The following is a 13,074-nucleotide window of genomic DNA, read 5'->3' as shown; positions in this document are numbered from 1 at the left end:
CAAGGCTCGATAGGGGGAAAAGTTCTACGGATCCACCTTTCGGCCGGTTTCTGGGGGGAGCATTTACACGTTCCTCACGTCCCTCACGACGAAAACCATTGGACCGGCCCGTGACCACCACCGCCCCCGTGTGGGACTGCCCCTTCCACCACACCGACGGCCTGGAGTTCGACCCCCTCCTCAAGCGCCTGCTCACCGAGGCCCCGATCGCCAGGATCCGCCTGCCGCACGGCGAGGGCGAAGCCTGGCTCGCCACCCGCTACGAGGACGTCAAACTCGTCACCACCGACCGCCGGTTCAGCCGCGCCGCCGGCATCGGGCGCGACCTGCCGCGCATGACGCCCGCCGCCATCGCCCAGGCCGAGTCCATCAACCTGATGGACCCGCCCGCCCACAACCGGCTGCGCCGCCTCGTCGCCCAGGGCTTCACCAACCGCCAGGTCGAACGGATGCGCCCCCGCACCCAGGCCGTCGTCGACGGCTACCTCGACGAGATGGAGGAGCACGGCGCCCCCGCCGACCTCACCCGCTTCCTCTCCGGCCGCCTGCCCCTGCACACCATCTGCGAGCTGCTGGAGATCCCCGAGGAGGACCGCGACCGGCTGCGCGCCTGGGCCGTCGCCATGATGCGGATGGGCCCGGGCAGCCGCGAGGGCCAGGAACAGGCCAAGGCGGGCCTGCGCGCCTACTTCACGACCCTCACCGCCGCCCGCCGCGCCGACCCCGGCGAGGACCTGATCAGCGCCCTGGCCGGCGCCCGCGACGGCGAGGAACTGCTGGACGACGACGAGCTGGCCGTCATGGCCATGGTCCTGCTGGTCACCGGCCACGACACCAGCACCTACCAGCTCAGCAACATCACCTACACCCTGCTCACCCATCCCGAGCAGCTCGCCAAGCTGCGCACCCGGCCCGAGACGCTGCCGCAGGCCCTCGAAGAGCTGCTGCGCTTCATCCCGTTCCGGCAAGGCGTCGGCATCGCCCGGGTCGCCCTCGAGGACGTGGAGCTCGGCGGGGTGCTGATCAGCGCCGGCGAGGCCGTCCACGTCTCCTACCTCACCGCCAACCGGGACCCGGCCGTCTACCGGAACCCCGACGAACTGGACCTCGACCGCACCGAGGGGCCCGTCAACATGACCTTCGGCCACGGCCAGCACCGCTGCCTCGGCTCGCACCTGGCCCTGATGGAGCTCCAGGTCGCCATCGGCACCCTGCTGCGGCGCTTCCCCCGGCTGCGCCTGGCCGTCCCGCCGTCCGAGCTCGACTGGGAGTCCGGCTCGATCTGGCGCTTCCCGCAGACCCTGCCCCTCGCCTGGTAACCCCTCCCCCGCCACGCCGCCCGACCCTGGGGAGACCCACACCATGGCCACACTGTGCCGCCCGGCCATCGCCGTACCCGAGCACGTCATCACCCTGGACGAGACCCTCGACCTGGCCCGCACCCTGCACGCCGGACACCCCCAACTCGGCCTCGCTCTACGGCTGATCGAGAACACCGGGGTGCAAACCCGCCACCTCGTCCAGCCGATCGGCACGACCCTCACCCACCCGGGCCTCCAGGCCCGCAACGAGGTGTACGAGCGGGAGGCCAAGCGCCGCGTCCCCGAGGTCGTCGAACGCGCGCTCGGGCACGCCGAGTTGACCGCCGGGGACATCGACCTGATCGTCTACGTCTCCTGCACCGGCTTCATGATGCCCTCCATGACGGCCTGGCTGATCAACACCATGGGCTTCCGCCCCGACACCCGCCAGGTGCCGATCGCCCAGCTCGGCTGCGCGGCCGGCGGCGCCGCCGTCGGCCGGGCCCACGACTTCTGCCGCGCCTACCCGGGCGCCAACGTCCTCATCGTGGCCTGCGAGTTCTGCTCCCTCTGCTACCAGCCCACCGACCTCGGCGTCGGCTCGCTGCTCTCCAACGGCCTCTTCGGGGACGCCGTCGCGGCCGTCGTCGTACGCGGACAGGGCGGCCACGGCGTCCGGATCGAACGCAACGGCTCGCACCTCGTCCCCGACACCGAGAACTGGATCTCGTACGGGGTCAAGGAGACCGGCTTCCACTTCCAGCTGGACAAACGGGTGCCCGGCACCATGGAGATGCTCGCGCCCGCGCTGCGCGGCCTCGCCGACCAACACGGCTGGGACGTCTCCGGACTGGGCTTCTACATCGTCCACGCGGGCGGCCCCCGCATCCTCGACGACCTGTGCCGCTTCCTCGGCCTCGAGCCCGCCGCCTTCCGCCACAGCCGGGCCACCCTCACCGAGCGGGGCAACATCGCCAGCGCCGTCGTCTTCGACGCCCTCGCCCGGCTCTTCGCGGAGGGCGGCGTCGCGGACGGCACCCCCGGGCTCATCGCCGGCTTCGGACCGGGCATCACCGCCGAGATCGCGCTGGGCAGTTGGACGGCCGCCCCCGCCGAGCCGCTGCACCGCCGCCCCCGCATCGTCTCCGCCTCCGAGGTGACCATCGTCCATCCCAGCGCCCCCCTCCGTTTCCCGGCCGGCACTACGATCACCGAATGACCGACACCACGCACCGGGCCGACCCCGGGACCTCCGACAGAGCGGCCGAACTCGCCGCGCTCTTCCCGGCGTTGCACGCACGCCAGTACTGGGCCTGGGGGCGCTACGACGCGCTCTTCTCCACGGTGCTGCCGCCGGACGAGCTGGTCACCAACATCCACGTGGTCGGCTTCCAGGACGGCGGCGTGGTGCTGTGCCGGGACGACCGCGACCACTGGTTCCTGCCCGGCGGCACCCGGGAGAAGGACGAGAACGTGCTCTCCTGCCTGACGCGCGAGCTGCGCGAGGAGGCGGGCGCCCGGCTGATCGGCGAGCCCGCGTGGCTGGGCGCGCACCGCTGCCGCACCGAGGACCTCGTCCCCTACCGGCCGTGGCAGCCGCACCCCGAGAAGGCGTGGCTGTGGGGCTGGGCGGACGTCACCGTGGACTCCACGCCGACCAACCCGGCGGACGGCGAGCAGGTCGTCGAGGTCCGGACGGTGTCGGCGGACGAGGCGCAGCGGCTCCTGCTGACCAGCCACGAGGAGTGGTGGGCCGACCTGATCGGCCTCGCGGTGGAACTGCGCCGGCGCGCCGGGCGGGACTGACCGGCCGTTCCGGCCAGGGCCCGGAATCACCCGGACAGCCGATCAGCGCGGGGCGGTGCCCGTTTTGGGGTGATATCTCTCGGCCATGGGCACCTATCACCTCGCCGCGGACTACCCGCTGCTGAACATCTTCTGGACGATGCTGGAGCTGTTCCTCTGGATTCTCTGGATCTTCCTGCTGTTCAAGATCATCACGGATGTCTTCCGCAGCCACGACCTGAGCGGCTGGGGCAAGGCCGGCTGGCTCATCCTGGTGATCCTCCTGCCACTGATCGGCGTACTCGCGTACCTGATCGCCCGCGGTGACTCGATGCACAAGCGGGACCTCACGCAGGCCCAGCAGACCGAGGCCGCCGTACGGGCGTACATCAGGGACGCGGCGACCTCGGACGGCGGACAGGGCGGGCCGGAGGGCGGGGGCGGCAGCGGTGGTGGCGGGGGCGCGCGGAGTCACGTGGACGATCTGGCGGCGCTGGCGGACCTCAGGAGCAAGGGCCTCATCTCGGACGAGGAGTACCAGCGGGCCAAGGACAAGCTGCTGGTCTGAGCACCGGGGCCACGGAACTACGCCGGTAGTGGCACTACGTGCGTAGTGCCACTACCGGCGTAGTCGCGTCATCCGGCGCGCGGCGCCACTACATCCGTAGTGCCACTACCGATGTAGTGACACTACGGATGTAGTGACACTACGGATGTCGTCGGTCCTCGCTCAGCGCCGCCCGGAGCGGCGGTCGTTGCCACCGCTGCCCCCGTTGCCGCCGCCGGTCAGGCCGGCGCGGCGCAGGGCGTCCGCCATGGCGCTGTTCGCGGGGGCGCCGCCGCCCTGAGCACCGCCCTGCCCGCCCTGCCCGCCACCCTGGCCACTGCGGCCGCCGCCGCCCTGGCCGCCGCGGCGCTCCTGACGCGGCGGGCGGGCCTGGCGCTCGCCCCGCTCGCCCCGCTCGCCCCGCTCGCTCCGGTCGCCCCGGTCGCCCCGGTCGCCGCCCCGCTCGCGGCCGACCTCGTCGTCCAGCCGCAGGGTGAGCCCGATCCGCTTGCGCGGCACGTCCACCGTCAGCACCCGGACCTTGACGATGTCGCCGGGCTTGACCACCTCGCGCGGGTCCTTGACGAAGTTCCTCGACAACGCCGAGACGTGCACCAGCCCGTCCTGGTGGACGCCCACGTCCACGAAGGCCCCGAAGGCGGCGACGTTGGTGACCACACCCTCCAGCACCATGCCGACCTCCAGGTCGCCGATCTTGTCGACGCCCTCCTTGAAGGTCGCGGTGCGGAAGGCCGGGCGCGGGTCGCGGCCGGGCTTGTCCAGCTCGCCGAGGATGTCGGTGACGGTCGGCACGCCGAAGGTGTCGTCGGCGAAGTCGGCCGGGCGCAGGGCGCGCAGCCGCTCGCCGTTGCCGATCAGATCGCGCAGCTCCCCGCCGGTGGAGGCGAGGATGCGGCGCACCACCGGGTACGCCTCGGGGTGGACGCTGGAGGCGTCCAGCGGGTCCTCGCCGCCGGGGATGCGCAGGAAGCCGGCGCACTGCTCGAACGCCTTGGGGCCGAGCCGGGCGACGTCCTTGAGCTGCTTGCGGGTGCGGAACGGGCCGTTGGCGTCGCGGTGGGCCACGATGTTGTCGGCGAGCGTGCCGGTGATGCCGGAGACCCGGGTGAGCAGCGGCGCGGAGGCGGTGTTGACGTCCACGCCGACGGCGTTGACGCAGTCCTCGACCACGGCGTCCAGGGAGCGGGAGAGCTTCACCTCGCTGAGGTCGTGCTGGTACTGGCCGACGCCGATCGACTTGGGGTCGATCTTGACGAGTTCGGCCAGCGGGTCCTGGAGGCGGCGGGCGATGGAGACCGCGCCGCGGATGGACACGTCCAGCTCGGGCAGTTCCTGGGAGGCGAACGCGGAGGCCGAGTAGACGGAGGCGCCGGCCTCGCTGACCATCGCCTTGGTGAGCTTGAGCTCGGGGTGGCGCTTGATCAGGTCCTCGGCGAGCTTGTCGGTCTCCCGGGAGGCGGTGCCGTTGCCGATCGCGACCAGGTCGACGTCGTGCTTCTTCGCCAGCGCGGCGAGGGTGGCGATCGAGGCGTCCCACTTGTTGGCGGGCTGGTGCGGGTAGATCGTCTCGTACGCGAGGACCTTGCCGGTGGCGTCGACCACGGCGACCTTGACGCCGGTGCGGAAGCCCGGGTCCAGGCCCATGGTGGCGCGGGTTCCGGCGGGGGCGGCGAGCAGCAGGTCGCGCAGGTTGGCGGCGAAGACGCGCACCGCCTCCTCCTCGGCCTCGGCGCGCAGCCGGGAGCGCAGGTCGATGCCCAGGCGCACGAGGATGCGGGTGCGCCAGGCCCAACGGACGGTTTCGCCGAGCCACTTGTCGGCCGGGCGGCCGTGGTCGGCGATGCCGAAGCGGGCGGCGATGCGCTGCTCGTAGTCGTTCTCGCCGGGCAGGTCGCCCGCCGAATCGCCGTCGTACGGGGAGAGTTCGAGGTCGAGCACCTCCTCCTTCTCGCCGCGCAGCATCGCCAGGATGCGGTGCGAGGGGAGCTTGGTGTAGGGCTCGGCGAAGTCGAAGTAGTCGGCGAACTTGGCGCCGTCCCCTTCCTTGCCGTCGCGGACGGTGGCGACGATGCGTCCGCGCGTCCACATCCGCTCGCGCAGGGAGCCGACGAGGTCGGCGTCCTCGCCGAAGCGCTCGACCAAGATGGCGCGGGCGCCCTCGAGGGCGGCGGGGCCGTCGGCCACCGACTCGTTGAGGCTGCCGCTCGCGACGAGGGCGGCGGCGAGCGCGGCCGGGTCCTGGGTCGGGTCTGCGAGCAGGGTGTCCGCCAGCGGCTCGAGGCCGGCCTCGCGGGCGATCTGCGCCTTGGTGCGGCGCTTGGGCTTGTACGGGAGGTAGATGTCCTCCAGCCGGGCCTTGGAGTCGGCGGCGAGCACCTGGGCGCGCAGCGCGTCGTCCAGCTTGCCCTGGGACTCGATGGACTCCAGGACGGCCGCCCGGCGCTCCTCGAGCTCGCGCAGGTAGCGCAGCCGCTCCTCGAGGGAGCGCAGCTGGGCGTCGTCCAGCGAGCCGGTGACCTCCTTGCGGTAGCGGGCCACGAAGGGGACGGTGGCGCCGCCGTCGAGCAGGTCGACGGCCGCCTTCACCTGCCCCTCGCGGACGCCCAGTTCATCGGCGATCTTCCGCTCGATCGCCTGCTGGGCCCGCGGGGCCCCCTGTTCGACTGGCGTGCTCACGAAGCCGGTCACCTTCTCCTTCAGTGCTTTCGCCGTACGTCCTGCATTCTGGCAGGTGCCGGTGACGGCTCCCGGCCGCGCCCGGGGCGACCGGGCGTGGCGCGGGCCTTCCATGGGCTCCTCGTGAGCTTCTCGCGGGCTTCTCGCAGACTCAAGCCGCGTGCGGGAGGGCCGCTTTGGCGGCCGTTGTGCGCGAGCTGCGCACGAGTGTGCACAGTTCGGGAATCCGGCGGAGCGGCCGCGGGTGCCGCCGTACACTGCCGGGCATGTGCGCTGCCGCCCGGATGCACTCCGCCGAACCGGCCCTCGACGCGGCACTGGTGCGGCGGTTGCTCTCCGCCCAGTTCCCCCAGTGGTCGGGGCTGCCGGTGACGCCCGTGACACCGGCGCCACCGGCGCCCCGGTCGGGCGGTTCGGGTGCCTCCCGCACCTCCGACATCCCGGGCATCTCGACCGGCCCGGCTGTCCCGGGCCCGGTGAGCGGGGACAACGCGATGTTCCGGCTCGGGCCCGAACTCGCCGTCCGGCTGCCCCGGGTGGAGTGGGCGGCGGGGGACGTGCGCCGGGAGCAGCAGTGGCTGCACCGGCTGGCGCCGCGGCTGCCGGTGCCGATACCCGTGCCGCTGGCGGTCGGCAAGCCCGCCGCCGGGTACCGGTGGGAGTGGTCGGTGCTGCGCTGGCTGAGCGGGGCCAATCCGACGGCCGGCGCGGTGGCCGCGCCCGCCGGGCTCGCCCGCGACCTGGCGGCGTTCATCATCGCGCTGCGCTCGGCCAATCCGTCCGGCGGCCCGGCCGGGCACCGCAGTGTGCCGCTCGCCTCCCGCGACGGGGCGACCCGGGCGGCCATCGCGCAGTTGGGCGGGGCGATCGACGGGGCGGCGGCAACGGCCCTGTGGGACAAGGCGCTTCGGCTGCCGGAGCACTCCGGTCCGCCGGTGTGGATGCACGGGGACCTCACCCCGGGCAACCTGCTGGTCAACCGGGCCGGGCGGCTGGCCGCGGTCGTCGACTTCGCCCTGATGGGCGTCGGGGACCCGACCTCGGACCTGATCGTGGCGTGGAACCTGCTGCCCGCTTCCGCCCGTCCGGCCTTCCGGTCCGCGCTGGCCGTGGACGACGCCACCTGGGCGCGGGGCCGGGCCTGGGCCTTCTCCATCGCGGCGGTCACCGTCCCGTACTACCGGCACACCGACCCGGTCCGCACCGCCAACGCCCGTCACGTCCTGCGCGAGGTGCTCGCCGACCGCAGCGCGTGAGCGGACCTCGCACGACCGGTCCGAATGACCAGGTCAGAAACCTGCCCGAGTCAAGTCCGGCTGCTAGCCTGGGGCCATGAGCGGACTGCGGGAACTCAAGAAGGAACGGACGCGGCGGGCGATCTCCGAGGCCGCGATCACGCTGTTCCTGGAGCGCGGGTTCGACCAGGTGTCGGTGGCGGACGTGGCGGCGGCCGCCGAGGTGTCGAAGCCGACGCTGTTCAGCTACTTCCCCACCAAGGAGGATCTGGTCGTCCACCGCTACGCCGACCACCAGGAGCAGACGGCCGACGTCGTCCGGAACCGCCCGGCGGGCGAGCCGGTGCTCGACGCGCTGTACCGGGACTTCGTGGACGGTCTCGCCCGGCGCGACCCGATCACCGGGCTCAACGACCACCCCGCCGTCCTCGCCTTCGGCGAGCTGGCCCGCAGCACCCCGGCCCTGACCGCGCGGGCCGCCGAGTACCTGGCCCGCGCCGAGCGCTCCCTCGCCGGGGCCCTGCTCGAGGCCGTCGACGTCCCCGGGCCGCGCGCCCTGACCGCGCCGCTGCTCGCCGCCCAGGTCACCGCCACCCTGCGAGTCCTGGCCGAGCACAACTGGCACCGCATCCGCGACGACGGGCAGAGCGCCGACGAGCTCCACTTCGAGGCGGTCTCCCATGCGACCCACGCCTTCGACCTGCTGGCCCAGGGGTACGCGGGCCAGGGCTGAGCCGTGTCTTGCGGATCACGCCGGCTCAGCGGGCGGCCCGGATGAGGATGCCCGCGATACGGAGGCATCCGAACGAGTCAACTACCTTTCGGTATCGGCTAGTTGCCGCTTGCCCGGCACCCCTCGCGGACGACAGACTTGGGCGGGGCCGACAGCGAGGGGGGACGTCATGCGGATGCTCCTGGTCCTGGTGCTTCTGCTGGGGGCGGGGACGGTGACAGCCGTGTCCACCGTGCGCTGCCGCCGCGCGGTGCGCGGGTTGTACCGGGCCGAAAGGCTCGCGGCCGGGCGGGAGTTCGACCTGACACGGACCGAACTCGCCTACCTGGCCGGAAACCTGGGGGCGATGACCGTGACGACGATGCACGAGGGCGGCCGGCTGGTCGCCACCCGCTCCGGTGACGTCACGCTCACCACACCCGCCGCAGCCGGTACCTGGGCGGGCACCGGAGCCGGGGACCGTGCCGGAAACGATTTCGAGGAGGTGGCCGTCGGCTGGCTCAGGTCCGCGCACCCCAACGATCTCAGGTTGCTGCTCAGGGTGGTGGACACGTCCCCGGAGGCGAAGGCCCTGCGCGCACGGCTCGCGGTGCAGGGCCTGGCCTACGACGAGGAACTCGTCGAACGCGTGAGATGGGTGGACCAGCGAAAGGCGAGACTGGCCGGCGCCCTGGCCGCCATGCTCGTGGCCGCCCTGGAGTGGCCGCGCGCGTTCCCCGGGCTCTGGCCCATCCCGCTGGCGGTCCTCCTGCCGTCCCTCGCGGCCGCCTTCTGGATCACCTGTGTGTCGACTCCGCCGCTACGCACGACCACCGGGCCGGGGGAACGGGTACTGAAGGCCGCCCTGGCCGCCGAACCCCGCAGGAGGGGGACAGCGGCCGTGGCCCTGCGGGGACTGACCGCCCTGCCCGCCGACCACGACCTGCGGACCTGCGCCGCCGCCTCCGACAAACGGAGCCGGGAGGCCAGGAGACAGGAGTACTTCAACTCGTGCAGCGGCTATGGCTGCGGCGAGTGAGAACGTTCCCTGTGGATCATCTGGGCCGTCCGATGGCCTGGAGAGCCCGAACGCCTACGCGGCGGGGCAGTCCTCCAGGAGCGCGGCGAACGCCTCCTCGGCGGCGTCGCCCGGGAAGATCCGCAGGGCCGACGCGTGCTCGGGCCCGATGATCACGTAGCGCTGGACGAGGTGGGAGAGGTCGTCCCAGTCCTCCCAGTCGTGGGCCCGCAGCAGGACCCGGCCGCAGCGGGTGCAGCCGATCCACGGCGCCAGGACCAGGGCGGCGAGCTCCGGCTCCGACCGGCCGGTCAGCACCTCGGCCTCCTCGGCGTCCCCGTCGAGCAGCTGCACGGGGGTCGGCCCGCCGTCGCCCAGGCAGCGCACCAGGCCCGGCGCGACCGCCTGCCGCAGGCCCCAGGTCTCGGCCAGGACGGAGATCCGCGCGCGGTCCTCCCCGCTGAGCGGCACCTGCCCGGCGAGCAGACGCTCGACCAGCACGACGAGCCCGGCCTCCTGCTCGCCGATCAGCCGGGAGTCCTTGAACTCCTGCGCGGCGGCCGGGTCCGGGAGGAGGTCGCCGATCCGGTTCCAGCGGGCGGTCTCGGCGGCGTCTGCGTCTACGTGCATATCTCGGACTCTAACCGTTCGCGCCGACGGCCTCCGGGGCCAGGGCCCGGGCCCAAGGCAGCGCGCGGGCGCGGAGCCCGTACCGGACCAGATCAAGAGTTTTCCTCGGTAAGAAATCTGCCCCGGTCATCCGATCCGCCCGAACCGCTACCCTTTCTGCGCATGACGACGCGTCACCACCGCTTCGAGACGTTGCACAACTTCCGCGACCTGGGCGGCTATCCGGCCGCCGACGGCCGGACGGTCCGCTGGGGCCGGCTCTACCGCTCCGACTCCCTCGGCAAGCTCGCCGACTCCCCCGCCGACCTCGCGCGGCTGCGCGCCCTCGGCGTCGGAACGGTCATCGACCTGCGCTACCCCTGGGAGATCTCCGCCAAGGGCCGGGTGCCGGACTTCGACGGGCTGGCGTACCACAACCTCTCCATCGAGCACCGCCCCTACGACCAGGCCGAGATCGACCCCGCCCTCGACCCGTGGCGCTACCTCGCGGACCGCTTCGCCGAGGTCGCCGAGGACGGCGCGAAGGAGATCCGCCAGGCCCTGGACGTGATCGCCGCCGCCGAGGGCCCCGTCGCCTTCCACTGCGCCTCCGGCAAGGACCGCACCGGCCTGATCGCCGCCCTGCTGCTCACCCTCCTCGGCGTCGGCGAGGACCACATCGCCGCCGACTTCGCCCTCACCGAACGCGCCACCGCACGACTGGTCGCCGACTGGCACACCGCCCACCCCGGCCGCACCCTGCGCTGGCCCGCCTACGGCCGCGCCCCGGAGACCGTCATCCGCCTCACCCTCGCCGACCTCGCCACCCGCCACGGCTCCGTCGAGGCATACCTCACCGGCGCCCTCGGCATCGACCGCTCCCAGGCCGACACCCTGCGCGCCAACCTGCTCACCGCCCCTTGAGACCCACGCACAGGAAGTCGGCCCCGCCGACTTCCTGTGCACCCCGACTCAGTCGGCCAACCGCACCGTCTCCGCCCCGAAGGGCAGGTGCACGGTCCGGGAGGCCAGCAGCCAGGTGCCGTCCACGACCTCGAACACGTCCTCGTAGTGCCCCACCTGCGTCGGCGGTCGCGGCTCGACCATCCCGCCGGTGCAGCCGTCCACCCGGTACGTCGACAGGTACGACACCGCCCGCGCCGCCACCGGGGACTCCACCGTCACCAGCAGGTTGGTCATCAGCCGCCGCGACAGCCGATCCACCGGCCGCGCACCGAAGTACGCCCGCAACGCCTCCCGCCCCACCGCCAACTCCTTGACCGACAGCAGGAATTCGGCGGAGCGCGGCGGCTCCGGAGAGCCGGAGCCCCTATCGGGCCGCCGTGTCCGCGGTCCAGCTGGCCAGCAGGGCCAGCCGTTCGGCGGTCGGCGTGTCCGGGGCGAACGTGTACGCGACGAGCAGTTGGTCCGGGTCGGCGGGCAGGGCCAGCGTCTCGTAGCCGAACTCCAGCTCTCCGGCGACGGCGTGGATCATGCGCTTCACACCGTACGTCTTCTCCCTGACCTGGTGGTCGGCCCACAGGCGGCGGAAGTCCTCGCTCTTCACGGAGAGTTCGCCGACCAGGGCGGACAGCGCCGGGTCGTCCGGGTGCCGGCCGGCGTCCAGGCGCAGGTAGGCCACCGTCTCGGCGGCGACGGCGGCCCAGTCCGGGTAGCAGGCGCGCGCGGTCGGGTCGAGGAACACCTGCCGGGCCTGGTTGCGCCCGTCGGGGGTCTTGGCGGAGAAGTCGGCGAGGGCGTCGGCGAGCGCGTTCCACGCCAGGACGTCCATCCGCCGGCCCAGTACGAACGCCGGGGTGCCGGTCATGGAGTCCAGCAGCAGCTGCAGCCCCGGGCGTACGGCCTGCCGGCCGTGGGACGCGCTGCGGCGGGCGGTGCGCGCCGGGCGGATCAGGTGCCGCAGATGGGCCTGCTCGGTGTCGTCGAGCCGCAGCACCCGGCCGATCGCCTCCAGGACCGCGTCCGACACGTTCTGCCCGCGGCCCTGCTCCAGGCGGATGTAGTAGTCCACGCTGACCCCGGCGAGCTGCGCGACCTCCTCACGGCGCAGCCCCGGCACCCGGCGCCGCCCGTGGGAGGGCAGCCCGACGTCCTCGGGCCGGATACGGGCGCGTCGCAACTGGAGGAAACCCCCGAGGTCGTTGTCCATGTCCTCGAGCCTAGAGCGACACCGCAGGGGCCGGGCACCCCCGAGCCTGGTACTGGCAGACCCAGGAAAACCGCAGCCCTGGGTAGCCGTCCCGGAAGCTCGCACAGTGGGACACACCAGCCGGGACACACCGCGGCTGGCAGTCCGTCACACGACCGGGAGCACCTTTCATGAGCTACGCCACCCTCGCCGACCGCGCCGCCGTCGTCACCGGAGCCGCCAGCGGCATGGGCGCGGCCACCGCCCGTCTGCTGGCCGCCAACGGGGCCCGCGTGGCGCTGCTGTCCCGCCGCGCCGACCGGCTCGACGCCCTCGCCGCCGAGATCGCCGCCGAGGGCGGCCGGGCGATCGCCGTCCCCGTGGACGTCACCGACCAGGCGTCCGTGGACGCCGCGGCCGCAGCCGTCCACGCGGCCCACGGACCCGCCGACCTGGTGGTGAACAACGCCGGGGTGATGCTGCCGAACCCCCTGGACGACGGGCGCATCGACGAGTGGAGCCGGATGATCGACACGAACGTCACCGGCGCCCTGCGGATCATCCGCGCGTTCACCGCCGACCTCACCGCCGCGGCGGCCGCCGGCGGCCCCGCCGACCTGGTCAACATCTCCTCCATCGCCGCGCACGCCACCTTCCCCAACTACGCGGTCTACGGCGCCACCAAGGCCGCGCTCACCCACCTGTCGACCCTGCTGCGCACCGAGCTCGGCCCCCGTGACGTCCGCGTCACCAACGTCGAACCCGGCCTGACCGACACCGAGCTGGGACACCACGTGGACAACGCCGCCCTGTCGGAGCAGCTCCGGGGCATGTTCGAGGCGATCGGCGGGCTGTCCGCCGAGGAGATCGCGGACGTCGTCGGCTTCGTCGCCAGCCGCCCCGCGCACGTCAACCTGCGGCAGGTGGTCGTCCTGCCGACCCGGCAGGCGTGAGACGGGCCGGCCACGGGCCGGTCAGCGGCGGCGGGGCCGGGCGCGGCGGGTGGGGGCCTTCGCCGCGG

General features: G+C 73.1%; 12 protein-coding genes and 1 pseudogene. 9 read left to right on the top strand and 4 right to left on the bottom strand.

The genetic code is table 11. The features are described 5' to 3' along the window. Window positions 1-110 precede the first annotated feature (110 nt). The 4 genes from IH61_RS0126370 to IH61_RS0126355 all read left to right on the top strand — a co-directional run bounded on the left by IH61_RS0126370 (window position 111) and on the right by IH61_RS0126355 (window position 3,654). On the top strand, window positions 111-1,319 hold the full coding sequence (locus tag IH61_RS0126370) for a cytochrome P450 (RefSeq protein WP_031074133.1): 1,209 nt from the start codon (window positions 111-113) through the stop codon (window positions 1,317-1,319). Window positions 1,320-1,362: 43 nt separating this feature from the next. Then, window positions 1,363-2,520 carry a type III polyketide synthase gene (locus IH61_RS0126365; RefSeq protein WP_051838039.1) on the top strand — a complete coding sequence of 386 codons (1,158 nt, stop codon included), beginning with the start codon at window positions 1,363-1,365 and terminating at the stop codon, window positions 2,518-2,520. Continuing rightward, on the top strand, window positions 2,517-3,107 hold the full coding sequence (locus tag IH61_RS0126360; protein ID WP_078911411.1) for an NUDIX hydrolase: 591 nt from the start codon (window positions 2,517-2,519) through the stop codon (window positions 3,105-3,107). Before IH61_RS0126365 ends, IH61_RS0126360 begins: the two co-directional genes overlap by 4 nt. 85 nt (window positions 3,108-3,192) lie before the next feature. Continuing rightward, on the top strand, window positions 3,193-3,654 hold the full coding sequence (locus tag IH61_RS0126355; RefSeq protein WP_031074126.1) for an SHOCT domain-containing protein: 462 nt from the start codon (window positions 3,193-3,195) through the stop codon (window positions 3,652-3,654). 162 nt (window positions 3,655-3,816) lie between these two features. Here the strand turns inward: IH61_RS0126355 and IH61_RS0126350 are convergent, their stop codons facing one another. After that, window positions 3,817-6,330, bottom strand: coding sequence for a Tex family protein (locus tag IH61_RS0126350; RefSeq protein WP_051838056.1), 2,514 nt, complete (start codon window positions 6,328-6,330; stop codon window positions 3,817-3,819). 266 nt (window positions 6,331-6,596) lie between these two features. Between IH61_RS0126350 and IH61_RS0126345 the strand changes: the two genes are divergently transcribed. From IH61_RS0126345 to IH61_RS0126335, 3 genes are all read left to right on the top strand, one after another. Continuing rightward, window positions 6,597-7,586, top strand: coding sequence for an aminoglycoside phosphotransferase family protein (locus IH61_RS0126345; RefSeq protein ID WP_234327336.1), 990 nt, complete (start codon window positions 6,597-6,599; stop codon window positions 7,584-7,586). 76 nt (window positions 7,587-7,662) lie between these two features. After that, window positions 7,663-8,298 carry a TetR/AcrR family transcriptional regulator gene (locus IH61_RS0126340; RefSeq protein WP_031074120.1) on the top strand — a complete coding sequence of 212 codons (636 nt, stop codon included), beginning with the start codon at window positions 7,663-7,665 and terminating at the stop codon, window positions 8,296-8,298. Window positions 8,299-8,467: 169 nt separating this feature from the next. After that, a complete protein-coding gene (locus tag IH61_RS0126335) occupies window positions 8,468-9,316 on the top strand; it encodes a hypothetical protein (RefSeq protein ID WP_031074117.1) in 849 nt (282 codons plus the stop codon). Window positions 9,317-9,370: 54 nt separating this feature from the next. On the opposite strand, the gene IH61_RS0126330 is transcribed toward IH61_RS0126335, so the two are convergent. Then, window positions 9,371-9,925, bottom strand: a complete 555-nt coding sequence (locus tag IH61_RS0126330; protein ID WP_031074114.1) for a hypothetical protein — start codon at window positions 9,923-9,925, stop codon at window positions 9,371-9,373. A gap of 162 nt (window positions 9,926-10,087) precedes the next feature. Between IH61_RS0126330 and IH61_RS0126325 the strand changes: the two genes are divergently transcribed. Next, on the top strand, window positions 10,088-10,828 hold the full coding sequence (locus IH61_RS0126325) for a tyrosine-protein phosphatase (protein WP_031074112.1): 741 nt from the start codon (window positions 10,088-10,090) through the stop codon (window positions 10,826-10,828). A gap of 48 nt (window positions 10,829-10,876) precedes the next feature. Here the strand turns inward: IH61_RS0126325 and IH61_RS0126320 are convergent. Then, a pseudogene (locus IH61_RS0126320) lies at window positions 10,877-11,167 on the bottom strand (nuclear transport factor 2 family protein); the annotation flags it as partial. Window positions 11,168-11,234: 67 nt separating this feature from the next. Then, window positions 11,235-12,074, bottom strand: a complete 840-nt coding sequence (locus tag IH61_RS0126315; RefSeq protein ID WP_031074107.1) for a helix-turn-helix transcriptional regulator — start codon at window positions 12,072-12,074, stop codon at window positions 11,235-11,237. A gap of 170 nt (window positions 12,075-12,244) precedes the next feature. Between IH61_RS0126315 and IH61_RS0126310 the strand changes: the two genes are divergently transcribed. After that, window positions 12,245-13,006: an SDR family oxidoreductase gene (locus IH61_RS0126310; protein ID WP_031074106.1), complete on the top strand. Its 762-nt coding sequence runs from the start codon at window positions 12,245-12,247 to the stop codon at window positions 13,004-13,006. The last annotated feature ends 68 nt before the right edge of the window (window positions 13,007-13,074 follow it).

The organism is Streptomyces sp. NRRL WC-3742 (assembly GCF_000720635.1).
GTDB lineage: Bacteria > Actinomycetota > Actinomycetes > Streptomycetales > Streptomycetaceae > Kitasatospora.
Note: the sequence above shows the minus strand (reverse complement) of the source record. Positions and strands in the feature narration are given on the sequence as shown.